This window comes from Chryseobacterium sp. ISL-6 (assembly GCF_018613715.1).
In the GTDB taxonomy this organism is placed as follows: Bacteria; Bacteroidota; Bacteroidia; order Flavobacteriales; family Weeksellaceae; genus Chryseobacterium; species Chryseobacterium paludis.
Genome location: NZ_JAGGPT010000010.1, coordinates 377,286 through 395,088 on the forward strand (window position 1 = coordinate 377,286; position 17,803 = coordinate 395,088).

The following is a 17,803-nucleotide window of genomic DNA, read 5'->3' on the forward strand; positions in this document are numbered from 1 at the left end:
GTTTTAAAAGTTGATAAAAGGCAGACTTCGCTTACCATTTTTATTCCAGAAACCAATTTGAAGTCCTTTCATCTTATTAGATTTATTGATTAGGCCCATTTGTATCCCCTTCATATTATCAACTCTATTATGAACACCTATCTGCATTCCTTTTAGCTCATCAGCATCATTAAAAATGGATATGCTTATTCCATTCAGTTCTTTACTACTTATACCCAAACCAGAAATGACAACTCCACTCCCTTTATCAATATCAGTCGTTAAGCCTCCGATCGAAAGCCCTTGCATGGTATCCCCATAATTATACAGCGAAACAGAAACTCCGTTGTGGCTGATACTCCTCCCATATCCTGCTCCGGAAATATTAAGTCCGTTTACCACGAGATGAGGCTCTGTATTTGCGGTTCTTGAAGGATCAAAAAACATCCAGATCACCAGGCCAACAGGGTTTGGCTCGAGATTAATACCATTGATTCGTCTCATATTCCCTTTATAGTCATCAAAAGCGTCCCCCATTCCGACAGCAATACCATCAACTTTTTTTATGTTTTTTTTCAGAGGAGTAAATGCTATTAATTTCGTTTTATTTCCCAAGACAGCAAGGCTATCCTGAGCATACAATACAGTACTTGTAAAAGCACTTATTATTAAAAAAATCATTGTTTTCATAATTCATTATTTTAAAATTACAGTTCAAAATTATCCTCGGAAAACGCTATTCTCAATGTGAAAAGGAATTAAAAAAAATACTACATTTGTGAAAATCACAAAACATGCATCAGGAAGCATTATTGAAAGAAATTCGAAGAAAAATTGGAGATCGGTCATTGAATGATGAGATTGCTAATATTCTCAATATAAGCTATGATGCAGCGCATAGACGTACTTCTTTAAAAGCAAAATTCAGTTTTGAAGAAGCTTTAGAGCTTGCAAAGTATTATCAGATCTCTTTGGATCAGTATTTAGGTTCCGAGAACCAGCTGGTTGTAAAAAGAACACAACCTGTAAGAACCACAGAAGATTTATTAAACTACTTTGAAAACTCACTTAAGATTCTGGATGTTTTTCATAATATTACCCATTCGCAGGTTTTTTATTCAGCAAAGGATATCCCTTTTTTCTATACGATCTCAGACTCCATATTATCCCGTTTCAAATTTTATGTATGGATGAATTTATTAAATCAGGATCAGTTTCTAAGTCCATTTAATGAATTCAGGATGCAATATCATTCGCCAAAAAATGAAATGCTTATTGAGTTGTACAATAAACAAAATGTCACCGAGATCTGGAATGATACTACAATAATGAGCGCATTGCGGCAAATATCTTTTTATTTTGAAATCGGATTATTGCAAAAGGCAGACGCTGTTTTAATCCTGGAGGATTTAAAAAAGCTACTCGAAGATCTAGAAAACAAAACCCTTCAAAAATCTAATTTTCAAATATTTGCAAATGATTTAGTAATTTTAAACAATAGTATTTTATTTAAGAATGATCAACAGTGTTCTTTTTTTATTCCGTTCAGTATGTTCGGTTATATGATGACTAATGATGAGATGACCTGTAAGGATTCTCTAAGTTATTTTGAGCATCAGATTAAAAATTCCAGATCATTGAATACTTCGGGGAATCGTGACAGAAAAATGTTCTTTAATACAATGTATCAGCAGATTGAAAATTTAAAAGAAAAATTATAATGAATACATTACGTAATGGCGAATTTTTCGGACAAACCAATGAAATACTGGATTGTAATGGCCTTACCTTTACGGATACAGAATACACCCATCCATATGTTGATTGGCATTACCATGAGAATGCCTATTTCACATTTCTTCTTGAGGGACATGTTACCGAAGGAAATAAAAAAGAAGTTTACGATTGCTCTGCCGGAACACTTTTATACCATTGTTGGGAAGATACACACTACAATATAAAACCAGAGGTATTTACGAGAGGTTTTCACATTGAAATTGCTAAAGATTGGTTTGAAAACCACCAGATTTCAAGAGATAGCCTTGAGGGAAGTTTTAATATTAAAAACCCTGCTATACAGATTCTGACCTATCAAATATTTAAAGAAACAAAATTAAACGATCTGAATATCGAATTGTCTGTTCATCAGTTATTGTTAAATATTTTCAGTCAATTAAAACAAGAGACTAAAAGCCAGGAAAAGAATCCCCTGTGGACACGTAAAATCGATGAATTACTACGTGAAAGTTTTACAGAAAAACTGAATCTCACACAACTTGCACAAATTTTAGATATTCATCCTATGCATCTCAGCAGAGATTTCCATAAATATTTCCACTGTAACCTAGGAGATTACATCAGAAAATTGAAAGTGAATAAGTCGTTAAGTCTGCTTCATAACAGCCAAGAATCTCTAACTGATATTGCCCTGGATTGTGGCTTTTCTGATCAGAGCCATTTCATTCGGTGTTTCAGAGAGAACATCGGAATTACTCCTTTAAAGTATAAGAATTTGTTAAAATAAGTAATTGTAATAAAATAGTAACTCTTTTATTACTCGTCTTTTTTGGAAGGAACCAAAAAGACATCGATAAGACCTTCGGGAAGTTGCATTTTAATGAATCTTTCTTCTCTATTCACTTCAAAGATCCAGTCTTTGATGATAGGAATTACCACTTCTTTTCCATCGAGATTGGTTACAAAATAATTCTGAGCAGTCTGATCATTTATAGATCTTATAACGCCGCAGTCATTATCATTTGCATCAAGAATATTAAATCCTACTACCTCGTGGTAATAAAATTGTTTTCCGGAGAGTTTCGGCAAAGTAGCAAGCGGCAAATACACACTTTTTCCCAATGATTGGTCTACTAATGCCTCTGAAGAGTTTTTAAATGCAATATTCAGAGCATCTAATTTACTCCATGATGATTTTTCAATAAAAAAAGGAACCAATAATCCGTTGATTTCAACGAATATTGATTCCAGTTTATTGTAAAGTTCGGGTTGATCGGTATCCAATTTAAGGATAACATTACCCGCAAGGCCATGTCTGCGTGTGATTTTACCTAAAAAGTAGCAATCTTCTTTACGCATACAGGTTGTTTCTTAAGCTTCAGTGTTTTCTTCAGTTTCAGCAGCAGGAGCTTCTCCTTCTGTTGTTTCTTCAGCAGCAACTTCTTCAGCAACTGGTGCGTTAGCAGCTTCTTCAGCAGCTTTAGCATCAGCTTCAGCTTTTGCAGCAGCAGCTACTCTAGCTTCATTTACTTTAGCTTCAGCTTCTAAAGCAGCTTTTTTAGCATCAGCCTGAGCTTTAGATAAACCTTCTACTTTTCCTTGTACTTTTTGTTCTTTAGAATCTACCCAAGCAGCAAATCTTTTTTCAGCTTCAGCCTCATCAAAAGCTCCTTTAGCAACACCACCTTGTAAGTGTTTTTTGTAAAGTGCCCCTTTATAAGAAAGGATAGCTCTTGCTGTATCAGTTGGTTGAGCACCGTTGTTTAACCACTTTACAGCAGCATCAACGTTCAAATCGATAGTAGCAGGGTTAGTAATTGGGTTGTAAGTACCTAGTTTTTCGATGAATCTACCGTCTCTTCTAGCTCTAGCATCTGCAACCACGATGTGGAAAAAAGGTTTTCCTTTTTTACCGTGTCTTTGTAATCTGATTTTTACTGACATAATGTTTGAATTTTAAGGGAACTCGTCCCAGTTAAATATTTAAGTGTGCAAAGATAAATAAAATTTCTTAGGTATCAATAAAAATTTTCATGTTAATCAAGTCTTCCCATATAGAAAAGCCCAAGACATTTCTGGTTCTCTGCGATGGTTAAAGAATCTTTCAGGTGGTTAACAATTGCCGGGGAGCTCCAGTAGCAGCCTACTCCATTGGCTGTGCTGGTAAGGTACATATTTTGTACCGCCATTGAAACTGCAGCAATCTCTTCCCATTCCGGAAGCATTCCACTAAAGTTTACGACAATGGAAACGACTGCATTGGCTTTATTTATTTTAAAACCTATATCATCATATTTCTTTTGTAAGAATGTTTGCTCAGACTGTGTTGCTTTATAAATATTCTGCATTTCTGAAGCCAGTTGAGCTTTTTCATCACCTTTAAAGATTTTAAAACGCCAAGGTTTTGTACGTTTATGGTTCGGTGCAAATGTAGCTGAGTTTAAAATCTCATCAATAATTTCCTGAGAGATCTCTGTTTCTGTGTAATCTTTAGGGAAAACACTTCTTCTTTGCTCTATTATTTCTTTTAGAATTTCTGTCTTATTCATAGGTACAAAATTACAACATGTAATTTATTTATACCTGGGTTTAAAAAAATAAAACTCCAAAAATAATTTGGAGTTTTGCTGTATTTTGAATTGAAAAAAGTTGAAATATAATTCTAAATCATAAAAATTATAAAACCTCAACAACTTCCTGATGAATATTATTTAACGTAAAGGCATCACCAGATTTCATACCCATCATCTTCTTTGCCATTGGACTTTCGGGTGAAATGGCATAAAACCTGTCACCTTCAAAGAAGAATTCACCTAATGAAACAGAAATATAAAATCTTGCCTTATTGGTAATCACTAAAGAACCTAGCTGCACTCTTTCAGTAGTATTATTCAACACCTTTGACATATTTCTCTGCAAATCATTAAGTGCGGCAAGCTGTTTTTGCATCTGATAAATTTCCTCCTGCATTTCCTCCCTCATGCTGTCATATTTTGGTGTCTTTTTAATATCGCGACTCGCGTCTAAAGTAAATTCTATAAAGTTCTTTAATTTCTCAATCTTTTCGGCGATCACGTTTTTAACATAATTTCTTATGTCACTTTTCTCAAATACGATCTTCTCCATAAATCTAATCTTTACATAAAGATAATATTTTTTTTAAACAATATATTTGTCATTCAAAAAATTTAAAACCTCATTTAAAAATTAATTTTTATTTCAAGGGAAGACAAGATGCAAGGAAATGAGCTTTGTATTATTGCTCCGCTAGTTTTTTAAGGTCTCCCAATCCCTGATCAAAGGTTTTTCCCATCTGGCTCTCCATCATTGGTTTCATTATCTTCATCATGGTATTGAGCTCATTATCCATAGTCCAGGTTACTTTTGTTCCATTACCTTCCGGAGTTAGGATAAAATTAGCTGTTGCCTCACCTTCAAAAGGTTTTATAAAATGAAGCTTACTGGTTATTTTTTCATTCGGTACTACTGCTGTAACAGTTTGCTGGCCTTCACCCACATCTTTATTTCCTTTCCAGCTGTAAGAGTCTCCTACTTCACCACTTGTTCCGGAGTAGGTGATCGTAATGTTTTTATCCGGCTTTATAAAAGGATTCCATGAGTTGAAAGCTTTTGTAGATCCTGCAAATTGCCAAACTTTTTCTTTCGGCGCATTAATAACAACAGATCTTTCAAAGTGATAATCTTTACTGAAAGCCAGCATAGCAAATACTGCGTACAAAATAACAAGTACAATAAGTATCCCTAAAATTTTCAAAATTGTTTTCATAGTTTTTATATTTTAATGTTAAGTCAAAATTACATATTCCAACAGCAACACTTCTTTTCCTATGACAAGATTATTATAATAAGCTATTTTTTGTCACAACCGATCATTAAGGCATTATTTTTGAGGAATTCAAGTTTTACAAATTTTCATAGAAATTAAATTTACATCAATAAAAAATAGAAAAATGAATATTTTAACAGAAAATTTCAATACACCTTATCATACCGCACCATTTGACCGCATTAAAAATGAAGATTATCTTCCTGCTTTTAAAGAATTAATTCAGCGCTCTGAAGAAGAAATTAATACGATCGTTGACAATTCTGAAGCACCTACATTTCAGAACGTTATTGAAGCTTTGGCCTATTCAGGTGAAAAATTAGATATCCTTTCCAATATTTTTTTTAATGTAAATTCTGCAGAAACAAGTGATGCATTGCAACAAATCGCTGAAGAGGTTTCTCCTATCCTAAGTGAATATTCTTCAAAAATCTCTCAAAACGAACCTTTATTTAATAAGATCAAAAAGGTATACGAAGAGAAGGCAAAATACAACCTCAACGAAGAGCAAGAAATGCTTTTAGAGGAAACTTATAAAGGCTTTGTAAGAAGTGGCGCTTTACTGAACGACGAAGACAAAGAAAAATTAAAGAATATCAACATGGATTTATCTTTGAAATCCTTGAAATTCGGACAAAATGTATTGGCTTCCACTAATGCTTATTTTAAACATATCACTTATAAAGAAGATCTGGCTGGAATTCCTGATGCTATTATGGAACAGTACGCTGAAGAGGCTAAGGAAAGAAATTTAGAAGGCTGGGTACTGACATTACAATATCCGAGTTATGTGCCATTTATGACTTACGCTGAAAACCGTGAATTAAGAAAAGAGCTGGCTTTAGCAAATGGTAAAAAGTCTTTTGATGGTGGTGAGTTTGATAATCAAAACCTCATTAAAGAAATCCTCAAATTAAAACAGCAAAAAGCAGAACTGATTGGCTATAAAAATTATGCTGACTTCGTTCTGGAAGAAAGGATGGCGAAGTCTCCCACTAAAGTCCTTGATTTCTTAAATGAGCTTTTAACAAAAGCAAAACCTTTTGCAAATAAGGAAATTGAAGAATTAAAAGCTTTAGCAAAAGCTGATGGTATTGAGGAAATGCAGGCCTATGATCATTCTTTCTATGCAGAGAAACTCCGTAAAGAAAAGTTTGATCTTAATGATGAGGAATTAAAACCTTACTTTCCATTGAACCAGGTTCAGGATGCCGTATTTGGATTAGCCAAACAATTATTTGGGTTAACTTTTGAAGAAAGAAATGATATTCCGAAATATCATGAAGATGTAAAAACTTATGAAGTAAAGGAAAATGGTGAATACAAATCATTGCTGTATGTAGATTATTTCCCAAGAAAAGGTAAAAGAGCCGGGGCCTGGATGACAAGCTACAAAAACCAATATAAGAAAGATGGGGAGAATTCACGCCCGCATATTTCCATTGTTTGTAATTTCAGCAAACCCACAAAGGATACTCCAAGTCTATTAACATTCCAAGAGGTAACAACATTATTCCATGAATTTGGCCACGCTCTACACGGGATGTTAGCCAACACTCAATATCCAGGTCTATCAGGAACTTCCGTGAAATGGGATTTCGTAGAATTACCATCTCAATTTTTAGAAAACTTCTGTTATGAGCCTGAATTCTTAAAAACTTTTGCAAAACATTATAAAACCGGTGAAGTTCTTCCTGACGAAAAAATTGAAAAAATCGAACAGTCTAAAAACTTTATGGAAGGATACCAGACAATGAGACAATTAGGTTTCGGAATTCTGGATATGATGTACCATACCAATGTTGGAGAATTAGAGAGTGAAAGTGTAAAAGCCTTTGAAGATGAATATACAAAAGCAACTCAGCTTTACCCATCTAATAATGAAACCGCTATGAGCCCAAGTTTCTCTCACATTTTCCAGGGTGGATATTCTGCAGGATATTACTCTTACAAATGGGCAGAGGTTCTGGATGCAGATGCTTTTCAATATTTTAAAGAAAACGGAATTTTCAATCCAGAGATTGCTGCAAAATATAAAATACTCCTTTCTTCAGGGGGAACAAAAGATCCAATGGAACTGTATAAGAGTTTCAGAGGTAGTGAGCCAAAGGTAGAAAGCTTGCTTAAGAGAGCTTTTGGATAAAATAAACTGCAGTCCCCTGATTTCAAATCTCGGGGACTTTTTTCTTTTATTATAGTTTATAAATGGCTTATTAACAAGCTTATGAATTGGGTATTTTTATCACGATAATTTAAATGAAAAATGCCTCCCTGACATGGATTAAAAATGTTGCCGGATCACAATAATAAAACAATCCTATTTATGATTGATAAAATCGAAAAAATTGCAAATATCTTTTTTATTTTTTTGGGATACATAGGGATGGCTGCATTGGTCGTATTTCTTGTTTTTATAGAAAATCCAGTGAGGTATTTTTTCTATGCTTTATCTATAACAACATTCATACATTTTAAAAACTTTCGATACTTAAGAATTGACTTTAAAAAAGTTGGCGGAAATTTTCTCTTGACAATAAGTATTATCTATTTATCTTTAATTACCGTCTTATCCGTTTCCCCTTTTCTGACCATTCAGGAATTTAAAATATCACATTTTACATGGAAGCCTGTAGAGGCAAAAACAATTAAATCATCTTCCTTCTGGGATACTGGATACAAAAGAAGAGGAAATTCTTATGCTACCATCTATTATGAGTATCAGGCTGATGGAAAACGTTATAAAAATTCAGAACCTGAAGCCTTAAAAAAATATTATCCTATTTGGAACACAAGCAAGACCGATGATTTGATCATTGAGTTTTCAAAATCAGTTTCAGAAAAAATTAAAAATAAGGATTATATCATTTTCAAGAGCCCCAACCACCATGATAAAAGCCGATTATTTTTATCTACCGATATCATTTACTTTCAGGGATCACTACTTTATAATATGGCAACAAGTATGGCTGCAATAATACTTACTATTTTAGGACTTCTATCAATTATTCTTATCTTTTCAGGAAAAAGCCGCCAGAAATAGAAAAATCAAATCCATTGAAAGAGAAAAATTATCGTGAAAAGATTCTGAAAAAAATCAATCTGATAAAGAGGATATTTTTTATCTTAATGACTTTCTATATGGTGCTTATATTAGTAAGCATAGCTATTCTGTATTACTATAACTATATGATGAATGGAAATTATACTTTTATCTACATCATATTGTTCCCGCTAATCATTTTAGTAGCCTTAAGCACATTTTCCATTTCTTTTTTTAAGAGCTATGCGGAGGTTATTAAAATCATAAATGATGAAGACCTTGCTCAACTTGAAACAATGAATCAATCCCGTTCCTGGATAGAAAAATATCTTCCTTCGTTTATTATTTATTCAGGAAAGATCAGAGTATTTAAATTATTCAAGCAACCTGATTTTTATTTTAAAGATCTTAGTAAAATCTCTATTCGAACATTTTATAACAGAGGGGGTCAAAATCATCTTGTCATATTAAAAAAAATACAGGGTGGAAGCTATTTCTTTAGTATCAGTAATAGTTTTCTGCAACAAAAACATCTTATAGAAAAAGCAATGGAATACAATCCCAACATTATTGTCAATGAGAAATAATATCTATTAGTTATTTAGACTTTGAATATCATCAGCAGGATTTTTGACTATGGATTGTAACTTTTTCACCAATTTTAGCTATTGCTCTTTTTTGTAATTTTGTTCAGTGAAGGGTAGAAAAGCAATGTATAAATGATATCCGTTTCTGATTATGAAAGAAAACAAATATGACAACTCATCTTTTTTTGAGCAATATAAAAAAATGCTACGCTCTCAGCAAGGACTGGAGGGTGCCGGTGAATGGTATGTTTTAAAGAATATGCTGCCTGATTTTACGGGTAAAAATGTACTCGATCTCGGTTGTGGTTTCGGCTGGCATTGTCGGTACGCGATGGAAAATGGAGCACAATCTGTCGTTGGAATTGACCTTTCGGAAAAGATGCTTGAAAAAGCCCGAGAGATCAATAATATGGAGGGTATTGAATATGTAAGAAAAGCCCTCGAAGATGTTGAATATCCGGCTGAGAAGTTTGATGTAATATTAAGTTCTTTAACTTTCCATTATGTAGAATCATTTGATAGGCTTACACAAAACATCTACCAATGGCTTAAACCCAAAGGTCAATTTGTATTTTCTGTTGAACACCCGGTTTTTACAGCTGAAGGAACACAGGATTGGGCTTATGGAACACATGGAGAGAAACAACATTGGCCGGTAGACAATTATTTTATTGAAGGAATAAGAAACACCACATTTTTAGGCGAAAACGTTATAAAATACCATAGAACATTAACTACTTATTTGAATGCGCTATTAAAAAAGGGCTTTAAAATTAAAGAAGTTATCGAAGCAGAGCCTAGCGAAGAGATGCTCAAACAATTTTCAGAAATGAAAGATGAACTCCGCCGACCTATGATGTTGCTAATTTCAGTAGAGAAATAATATTATTATTTTAAAGATATAATTAAAAGCATTTTTTATTTTTAGAATTTTCTAAATCACAAAAACGATCATGTTCAAAAATACTCTTATTACACTTTTATTCTTTCTTTTAGTATTTAATAATGTAAAAAGTCAGGAAGTAAAAACAACAAAAGGTAACCATTTTGAATTGAAAATAGCTCCTCAACAAAAAGCAATACTTATTCTATTTCCATGTTATCCCTGTAACATCGAACATACTCAAACAGAGGCCGCTTTTTTAAAGGATATTGAAAAAGAAGGTATTAGTACTTTACTCTTAGATTACAACCAAAAACTTTATTTGACAGAAGCTGAGAAGAAAGAATACGTGGATGTATTAAATAAGATTTTTAAAGAAAACAGCATTAAAGAAGAGAATATTTTCATTGGTGGATTTTCCAGCGGTGGCAATGTAGCGATTCTATTATCCAGCTATATGATAAAAACAAAAAATCCAATACAGCCTAAAGGTCTTATCGTAGTTGATTCTCCTATAGACCTTGAAGAATTATATAAATCGGCTAAAAATGATATTAAAAAAAATAAAGATGCTGATGCTGTTGCAGAAGGTAAATTTTTAATCGATCTACTGGAAAAAGAAATAGGCACACCGCAGGAAAATATTGAAAAATATAAAAGCTTTTCACCCTATCATGTTTCATCAAATTCTACAGATAATATTGGCTATTTAAAAAATATAAAAGTCAGATTGTATTGTGAACCAGATCTTGAATGGCAAATGAAAAATAAAGCCCGGAAGTACGAAGATCTAAATGCTTTTAAATTAGAAAGGGTTTATCATTCTTTACTTAACCTGGGAAACCATCAAGTAGAATTAATAAAAACAAAAGGCCGTGGGATAAGAGCCAATGGACAAAAACATCCACATTCCTGGAATATTGTAGAACGTGAAAATCTAATACAATGGATATTACGTACTTCTTAAAACTATATCAAAATAATCCCACTTTTATTCCGAACTTTGATGAAATAAAGCCTTCAATAATTTTAAATAATGAATACGATAACACTAAGACTAGAGAACGTAAAAAAACTTCAGGCAAAAAGGTGGGAAAATGAAGATCATTGGGATGCCATCAATGAACTTTTAATCAAAGAATTGGATGAAATTTTACTCATTGAGCCTCAAAACACTTCTGCTCTGATCAATATAGGTGCTATCTATTCTGATATGGGAGAAAATGAAACAGCAATACGGTATTTAAAGACTGCATTAGACTTAGGTTCCGAAGACAAAAACCTGTTTGTCAATCTTGCCATTGTTATGATCTATATGGAAAAACATCAAGAAGAATATCTTGAATATCTTGAAGAAGCAGAAGACAAAATAGAGCATCCACTTACTTTTAAAGCTTATTTTGATCCTCAATCCCATTAAATACCAGCCTGAAGGAATAAATACGGATGTCTAAAAATATTGAATTTATGGAGATACTTTTTGACCAATAAAAAAGCTAATTTTAACTCTGAAATTAAAGAAGCTACTTGTTTTAATAAATAATTCAGAATTCATGAAAAAATACATTGTCCCTTTCCTTCTTATGTGTTTTTCCTACACGCTATTTGCACAAGATCTATATACTCCAAGAAATATCAGAAAAGCCTATAAAAAAGAGACCCGCTCGCTTTCAGGAGCTCCGGGTTCACATTATTGGCAGAATAAAGGAATTTATAACATCCAGACGAAAGTGGATGTCATAAGCAAAGTAGTCTCTGGTAACGAAACGATTCAATATTCCAATAACAGCCCGGATACTTTAAAAGTTATCGCCATCCGATTTGTCAACAATCTGCATAAACCGGAAGCTCCCCGTTCCGGACTGGTCTCAAAAGATTTTCTAACATCAGGACTGGAGATTAAATCAATCCTCATCGATGGAATAAAATACGAAGTCAATAACGAAGAATGGGGAACCGTTAAAGACCTTAAACTTAAAACTCCATTGCTTCCCAAATCTCAGGCTTCCCTTCAGATAGAATGGCAATATCCCCTGTCTGTAGAGAGTGGAAGGGAGGGGCAAATTGATTCCAATACTTTGTATTGCGCTTATTCTTACCCACGTGTGTCTGTATATGATGATTATAATGGCTGGGATATTCTCCCACATATTAACCGACAGGAGTTTTATAATGATTTTAATGATTATACTTTTTCTATTACTGCTCCTAAAAATTATGTGGTATGGGCAACGGGAAACCTTCTCAATCCGGAAGAAGTTTTACAACCTGAAATATTAAAGAGATTCAAACAATCCATGACAAGTGATCAAGTTTTGCACGTCGCTGATTCCAAAGAAATGCAATCAGGAAGTGTTACCCAACAGAAAGACTGGAATACCTGGAAATTCAAAGCTGATCACATTACAGATTTTTGTTTTGCTCTTAGCAATCACTATGTATGGGATGCCTCCAGTGTTCCTTTAAAAACGAAACGGGTAAGTGTACAAACCGCCTATAAAACCGGAGCCAAAGATTTTGAGCAATATACAGACTGGATGAAATATGACATGGACTGGTTTTATAAAAACTGGCCGGGTATTGAATATCCTTACCCTGTAATGACCGCTTTTCAAGGTTTTGCAGATATGGAATACCCAATGATGGTCAATGATAGTAGTGTTCCCGATAACCTTATAGATTCCCGTTTGACATTGGACCATGAGGTAGCTCACACCTACTTTCCGTTCTATATGGGAATTAATGAAACCCGTTATGCTTTTATGGATGAAGGCTGGGCTTCCACTTTTGAATATTTGATCGGAATAAGTGAAAATGGTGAAGAAACGTCAAAAAAGATTTATCAGAAGTACAATGTAAAAAATTGGATCAATGATCCTTCGGCTGAGGAAGACCAACCAATTATCTCCATGAGTACACAATTGAGTGGAAACGCTTATTGAAATAACACCTATGGAAAAGCCTCACTTTCGTATTTGGCTCTGAAGGACTATCTTGGTGACACTCTGTTTAAAAAAGCGCTTCATCACTACATCAATGATTGGAATGGAAAACACCCTACTCCATGGGATTATTTTTATTCTATGAACACTGGTTCTGGAAAAAATCTGAACTGGTTCTGGAACAATTGGTTTTTCAGCAACCATTATATCGATTTGAAAATCACTACTGCGAAAAAATCTGGTAAGAAAGTTACTGTGATTATTGAGAACGAGGGTGGATTCGCTATTCCTTTTGATGTCATTATCTTAAATGAGGATGGTACCAACACAAGAACTCATTTTTCACCGGCAGCTTGGGAAAAAAACCAAAGACAAACGAAAGTAAATCTTGACTCGGTAAAAAAAATAAAATCCATCACACTTGACGGTGGAATTTTTATGGATTATAGTCCTGAAGATAATACAAAAAGCATTAATTAAATCTAACCTTCTTGAAACCGTTATGGAAATGGGAATGGAACAGGGAATGATTGTAACTTTTGAAAACCAGATGAATTACTGTCAACAATAAAAAAATAGATCGTACTTCAATCAAAATATCTTAATGAAGACTCTACAGTGATAAAGTCTCCATTTTTTATTAATCAATTTGAGAAAAAATAAAATTAACTACATTGTATTGCATAGTAATATAAATAAATTATATCTTTGCATAACACAATATATAACTATGAACTCAAACAAAACTTTTTTATGGCTTACCCTACTCCTTTTATTCTTCTCTTGTATTGTTTTTGGACAAGGTTTGGAAAATAGGATCGATAGTTTAATTCTAAAAGAATTTAATGACCCTAAAGGTCCTGGTGGTGTATTCACGGTCACTCAAAAAGGTAAGAAAGTGTATCAAAAAGCTTTTGGTAAAGCAAATCTGGAACTTGATGTCAATTTAAACCCGGATAATGTATTTCAGATTGGTTCTATGACCAAACAGTTTACGGCAATAGCCATTCTGATCCTGGAGCAAGAAGGGAAACTTAATGTAAACGATCCTGTTTCTAAGTACATCAAAGATTATCCATCTGGAGACAAGATCACCCTACATCACTTACTGACCCATACTTCGGGAATCAAAGATTTTACTAAAATGAAATCCTTATCAGGCATTGCTCAAAAAGAAATGAAGCCCGAGATGATGGTTGATTTTTTTAAGAATGAGCCTGTTGATTTTGCTCCGGGAGAAAAATTTGAATATAACAATTCCGGATATGTAGTGTTAGGATATCTGATAGAATTAATTTCAGGAAATACATATGAAGATTTTATTCAAAAAAACATATTTGATAAAGCTGGAATGAGTCATTCTTATTATGCTTCAGATAGAATAGTAATTCCGAAAAGGGCTTACGGATATCATAAAAAAGAATCTGGCTATGTTAACAAAACCATTATCAGTTTTAGTGTTCCTTTTTCTTCAGGTTCGTTAATGTCTACGGCAGATGATATGGTGAAATGGCAAAATGCTTTAAATAAAAACATTTTACTCAATTCCCAGGAAACCAAAAAAGCGTTTCAAAAATACCATTTGAATAATGGTGAAGAATTTACTTACGGTTATGGTTGGCATCTTAAGGATATCAACGGAATCGGTATCAGAGAACATGGAGGCAGTATTTTTGGATTCAAATCAATGGGTGTGCATATTCCATCTGAGGATATCTACGTAACTGGATTCAGCAATTGTGATTGCCATTCTCCTACAGAGGCTACAAGAAATATTGCTAAATTAGTTCTTGAAAATACAAAAAAATAAAAATTTATTAAAAACACTAAATATCAACATTTAAAAATCTTATCGTCATGTTACTAGCTATTTTACTTCCCTTTTTATCTTTCATCGTTCGTGGAAAAGTATTAACCGGAATTTTATGCCTTATCTTACAGATCACTTTGATCGGCTGGATTCCTGCAGCAATTTGGGCTGCTTTATCTTTGAACAATGAAAGAGCAGATAAACGAAATGAAAAACTGATTCGGGCAGTTAGACAAAATCAAAGGTAATGATCCTCAATAAAGTGAATTTTAATATTCAATTTTAAATTATACATCTCATCAAAACACATCTTACTCAGTCTTTCTCAAAGGCTAAATAAGATGTGTTTTGCTTTATTCATATTTTTTATCAATAAAATTTTGCTGAATAAATTCAAATCAATACATTTGTATAACCAGTTATATAATTAATTTTATAATAATGAATGTATTCAATAAAACAGGCAAAATGGCCTTAGGAAGCAGATTAAGAGTTTTAACGGCTAAAATGACTGAAGACGCGGCCAAGATCTATGAGTTGTATGGTGTAGAGTTTTCACCAAAATGGTTTCCTGTTTTTTTTATTCTTGCAGAAGAAGGTGAAAAAACAATTACAGAAATGGCAGATGAGATCGGACACTCCCAACCTTCTATTACAAAAATCGTGAAGGAAATGGTAAAGGCCGGTTTGGTTCAGAACCTGGCATCAGAAGATAAGCGCAGAAATGTTGTGGGATTGACGGATAAAGGAACACAACTTTCAAAAAAGATTAAAGTGCAATGTCAGGATATTGATGCAGCCGTTGAAAAATTACTGGATGAAGCAACACATAATCTTTGGGAAGCCATCGAAGAATGGGAACTTTTATTAGAAAAAAAGTCCTTATTAAAAAGAGTACAGGAGCAAAAAAAACAAAGAGAAAGTAAGGATGTAGAAATTGTAGAATATGCACCTGAACATCAGGCTGCTTTTAAAGCGTTGAATGAAGAATGGATTTCAACTTATTTTGAAATGGAGGAAGCCGACTATAAAGCTTTGGATCATCCTAAAGAATATATTCTGGATAAGGGAGGAAAGATATTTGTAGCACTATACAAAAATGAACCTATTGGTGTTTGTGCATTAATTAAAATGGATCATCCCGAATATGATTATGAAATGGCTAAAATGGCCGTTTCTCCCAAAGCTCAGGGAAAAAGTATAGGTTCACTTCTTGGTCAGGCTATCATTAATGCAGCGAAAGATCTTGGTGCTTCAAAAATATTTTTAGAAAGTAACACTATTCTGGAACCAGCTATTAATCTTTATTATAAGTTAGGCTTTGAAAAGATCTTTGGACAAACGTCTCCTTATAAACGTTGCAATATTCAGATGGAATTAGAGGTAACCAAAAAATAGATATCATCATGTACGAAAAAATACAGGAAAGTTTTGAGAAGCAGGGACTAATGAAAACATTAGGAGCTCAACTTCTAACAGTAGAAAAAGGACTCGTAAAAATAGTTTGTCCATTCTCTGAAGAGCTTAGCCAGCAACATGGATTTTTTCATGTCGGAGTAACAACCCAGTATTGCTGATAGCGCCTGTGGATATGCTGCTTTAACGCTGATGCCTGAAAATGCTGAAGTACTGAGTGTAGAGTTTAAAATCAATTTACTAAAACCTGCAAACACTGATAAACTTATTGCAGTAGGCAAAGTTCTACAGTCAGGAAAAAAGCTCACCATTTGTGAAGGCTACATGTATGATCAAACAGAAGAAAGATTAATTGCTAAAATGACGGCAACCATGATTGCCATAGTACCATAACACCATTATTATGTTAGATTTTTATTCTATTAAAGATGACCAACCGACACCAAGTTATCCTGAAAAGCTAGATTTAAAATTTGTTGGCGATCTGGATGACATAACCTTTGGTAATTTGCAGAACAAAGGAATTATAGACAGAAAATTGGATTATTACTCTGATTTCAGATTGAGCCGTTCTGTTATACAATTAATCCGCCAAACAATCTCAGATAATAAACTGGAATCGGATACTGATGTTAAAAAAATAGTACTACTATTGGATCTTGCCGATAAGTATCACAGTGGATTAATAGCTTACGGAGATTAAAAATTACTCTCTTTTTTCACCCTTGGTCCTTCTTTCATAATAGAAGCATAGGATGAAGTAAATGCTGACAGGCTTTTGTATCCCACTTTAAAAGCAATTTCACTGAGTGTATATTGTTTTGTATCGATCAGTTCCACACTTTTTAAAATTCTTATAAGCTGTCCATATTTTTGAAGCGTAATTCCCGTTTCTTCTTTGAATATCCTTTGTAGACTTCGCACAGACATTTTTGCAAGATCTGCCATATCATCAATATTCAGACTTTCCTGATAATGAGTATTAATATAATCACAGACCGGAATTAAACGATGATCCTCTGGAACAGGAATCTCTAAAAAGCGGCTTTCATTACAAAAATTAGGTAGGCTATTTAATAAGGCTTTCAAGAATAGGGCCTGCTCTTCATCTTCTGAATCTAATTTATTCCATTTTGAAGCATATAAAAGCATTTCCTTTAAAACCGGAGGTGCCGCAAAAACATGTACTTCTTTAAAAAAATCGGCTTTTAATATTGATTTAAAAAGAATGACCATCAGGTTTACAGTTTTTGCTTCAGATGTTGTTCGATGCTTTATTCCTGATGGAATCCAGATCACATGATTTTTAGGAACAAGATAGATCTTCTGTTCAATATGCAAATATTGATAGCCTTCTTCCACATAGGTCAATTGAGCTCTTTCATGTATGTGTTCATAGTCATCATGTTGCCAGCTCTTCTCATACCATACATACGCATCTTTTGAGATGGCATCATTATAGAAACCTCTATTCTCTTCTATCAGTCCACATTTCAATTTGGCGTTTTGCATATTGTTTTTGGCAAATTTAATAAAAACGACATTATTAATTTTGTATTTGA

The 17,803-nt window shown here is 33.5% G+C and carries 23 protein-coding genes; 16 read left to right on the forward strand and 7 right to left on the reverse strand.

Annotation, left to right across the window (positions count from 1 at the left end):
* Positions 1-3: 3 nt before the first annotated feature.
* Entirely contained in the window at positions 4-669 is a 666-nt protein-coding gene (locus tag J7E44_RS19705) for an LA_2272 family surface repeat-containing protein (protein ID WP_214832788.1), read from the reverse strand.
* A 104-nt stretch (positions 670-773) separates the two neighbouring features.
* On the opposite strand from J7E44_RS19705, the gene J7E44_RS19710 reads away from it, so the two are divergent.
* A complete protein-coding gene (locus J7E44_RS19710; protein WP_214832790.1) occupies positions 774-1,700 on the forward strand; it encodes a helix-turn-helix domain-containing protein in 927 nt (308 codons plus the stop codon).
* Complete coding sequence (locus tag J7E44_RS19715) at positions 1,700-2,503, forward strand: helix-turn-helix domain-containing protein (protein WP_214832792.1); 804 nt, start codon at positions 1,700-1,702, stop codon at positions 2,501-2,503. Before J7E44_RS19710 ends, J7E44_RS19715 begins: the two co-directional genes overlap by 1 nt.
* Before the next feature lie 29 nt (positions 2,504-2,532).
* Here J7E44_RS19715 and rimM read toward each other — a convergent pair whose 3' ends face one another.
* The 5 genes from rimM to J7E44_RS19740 form a co-directional block, all read right to left on the reverse strand.
* Positions 2,533-3,075 carry a ribosome maturation factor RimM gene (gene rimM, locus J7E44_RS19720; RefSeq protein WP_214832794.1) on the reverse strand — a complete coding sequence of 181 codons (543 nt, stop codon included), beginning with the start codon at positions 3,073-3,075 and terminating at the stop codon, positions 2,533-2,535.
* 12 nt (positions 3,076-3,087) lie between these two features.
* Complete coding sequence (locus J7E44_RS19725; RefSeq protein WP_214832796.1) at positions 3,088-3,660, reverse strand: 30S ribosomal protein S16; 573 nt, start codon at positions 3,658-3,660, stop codon at positions 3,088-3,090.
* Between the two features lie 92 nt (positions 3,661-3,752).
* Positions 3,753-4,265, reverse strand: a complete 513-nt coding sequence (locus tag J7E44_RS19730; RefSeq protein ID WP_214832798.1) for a nitroreductase family protein — start codon at positions 4,263-4,265, stop codon at positions 3,753-3,755.
* Between the two features lie 127 nt (positions 4,266-4,392).
* The gene (locus J7E44_RS19735) at positions 4,393-4,842 is read right to left on the reverse strand and encodes a hypothetical protein (RefSeq protein ID WP_214832800.1); all 450 of its coding nucleotides are present in this window, start codon (positions 4,840-4,842) and stop codon (positions 4,393-4,395) included.
* 130 nt (positions 4,843-4,972) lie between these two features.
* The gene (locus J7E44_RS19740; protein ID WP_214832802.1) at positions 4,973-5,503 is read right to left on the reverse strand and encodes an SRPBCC family protein; all 531 of its coding nucleotides are present in this window, start codon (positions 5,501-5,503) and stop codon (positions 4,973-4,975) included.
* Positions 5,504-5,687: 184 nt separating this feature from the next.
* Here J7E44_RS19740 and J7E44_RS19745 point away from each other — a divergent pair, with 184 nt between their 5' ends.
* The 14 genes from J7E44_RS19745 (at position 5,688) to J7E44_RS19805 (ending at position 16,944) form a co-directional block, all read left to right on the forward strand.
* A complete protein-coding gene (locus tag J7E44_RS19745) occupies positions 5,688-7,706 on the forward strand; it encodes a M3 family metallopeptidase (protein ID WP_214832805.1) in 2,019 nt (672 codons plus the stop codon).
* Positions 7,707-7,886: 180 nt separating this feature from the next.
* On the forward strand, positions 7,887-8,603 hold the full coding sequence (locus J7E44_RS19750) for a hypothetical protein (RefSeq protein WP_214832807.1): 717 nt from the start codon (positions 7,887-7,889) through the stop codon (positions 8,601-8,603).
* A gap of 98 nt (positions 8,604-8,701) precedes the next feature.
* The gene (locus J7E44_RS19755) at positions 8,702-9,190 is read left to right on the forward strand and encodes a hypothetical protein (RefSeq protein WP_214832809.1); all 489 of its coding nucleotides are present in this window, start codon (positions 8,702-8,704) and stop codon (positions 9,188-9,190) included.
* 202 nt (positions 9,191-9,392) lie between these two features.
* Positions 9,393-10,073, forward strand: a complete 681-nt coding sequence (locus J7E44_RS19760) for a class I SAM-dependent methyltransferase (protein ID WP_502757517.1) — start codon at positions 9,393-9,395, stop codon at positions 10,071-10,073.
* A 70-nt stretch (positions 10,074-10,143) separates the two neighbouring features.
* The gene (locus J7E44_RS19765) at positions 10,144-11,040 is read left to right on the forward strand and encodes an alpha/beta hydrolase family protein (protein WP_214832812.1); all 897 of its coding nucleotides are present in this window, start codon (positions 10,144-10,146) and stop codon (positions 11,038-11,040) included.
* 69 nt (positions 11,041-11,109) lie between these two features.
* Positions 11,110-11,493 carry a tetratricopeptide repeat protein gene (locus tag J7E44_RS19770; protein WP_214832814.1) on the forward strand — a complete coding sequence of 128 codons (384 nt, stop codon included), beginning with the start codon at positions 11,110-11,112 and terminating at the stop codon, positions 11,491-11,493.
* A gap of 133 nt (positions 11,494-11,626) precedes the next feature.
* Complete coding sequence (locus tag J7E44_RS19775) at positions 11,627-13,015, forward strand: M1 family metallopeptidase (protein ID WP_353050509.1); 1,389 nt, start codon at positions 11,627-11,629, stop codon at positions 13,013-13,015.
* 33 nt (positions 13,016-13,048) lie between these two features.
* Positions 13,049-13,495, forward strand: a complete 447-nt coding sequence (locus J7E44_RS24325; protein WP_353050510.1) for a hypothetical protein — start codon at positions 13,049-13,051, stop codon at positions 13,493-13,495.
* Between the two features lie 250 nt (positions 13,496-13,745).
* Entirely contained in the window at positions 13,746-14,825 is a 1,080-nt protein-coding gene (locus J7E44_RS19780; RefSeq protein WP_214832816.1) for a serine hydrolase domain-containing protein, read from the forward strand.
* A 47-nt stretch (positions 14,826-14,872) separates the two neighbouring features.
* Entirely contained in the window at positions 14,873-15,073 is a 201-nt protein-coding gene (locus tag J7E44_RS19785) for a YqaE/Pmp3 family membrane protein (RefSeq protein WP_214832818.1), read from the forward strand.
* 193 nt (positions 15,074-15,266) lie between these two features.
* Positions 15,267-16,223, forward strand: a complete 957-nt coding sequence (locus J7E44_RS19790) for a bifunctional helix-turn-helix transcriptional regulator/GNAT family N-acetyltransferase (RefSeq protein WP_214832821.1) — start codon at positions 15,267-15,269, stop codon at positions 16,221-16,223.
* An 8-nt stretch (positions 16,224-16,231) separates the two neighbouring features.
* Positions 16,232-16,402, forward strand: coding sequence for a hotdog fold domain-containing protein (locus tag J7E44_RS19795; protein ID WP_214832822.1), 171 nt, complete (start codon positions 16,232-16,234; stop codon positions 16,400-16,402).
* Positions 16,403-16,433: 31 nt separating this feature from the next.
* Positions 16,434-16,634: a PaaI family thioesterase gene (locus tag J7E44_RS19800; RefSeq protein ID WP_214832824.1), complete on the forward strand. Its 201-nt coding sequence runs from the start codon at positions 16,434-16,436 to the stop codon at positions 16,632-16,634.
* A 10-nt stretch (positions 16,635-16,644) separates the two neighbouring features.
* Positions 16,645-16,944 carry a hypothetical protein gene (locus tag J7E44_RS19805; protein WP_214832826.1) on the forward strand — a complete coding sequence of 100 codons (300 nt, stop codon included), beginning with the start codon at positions 16,645-16,647 and terminating at the stop codon, positions 16,942-16,944.
* Here the strand turns inward: J7E44_RS19805 and J7E44_RS19810 are convergent.
* A complete protein-coding gene (locus J7E44_RS19810) occupies positions 16,941-17,753 on the reverse strand; it encodes an AraC family transcriptional regulator (protein WP_214832828.1) in 813 nt (270 codons plus the stop codon). The genes J7E44_RS19805 and J7E44_RS19810 overlap by 4 nt on opposite strands.
* Positions 17,754-17,803 lie beyond the last annotated feature (50 nt).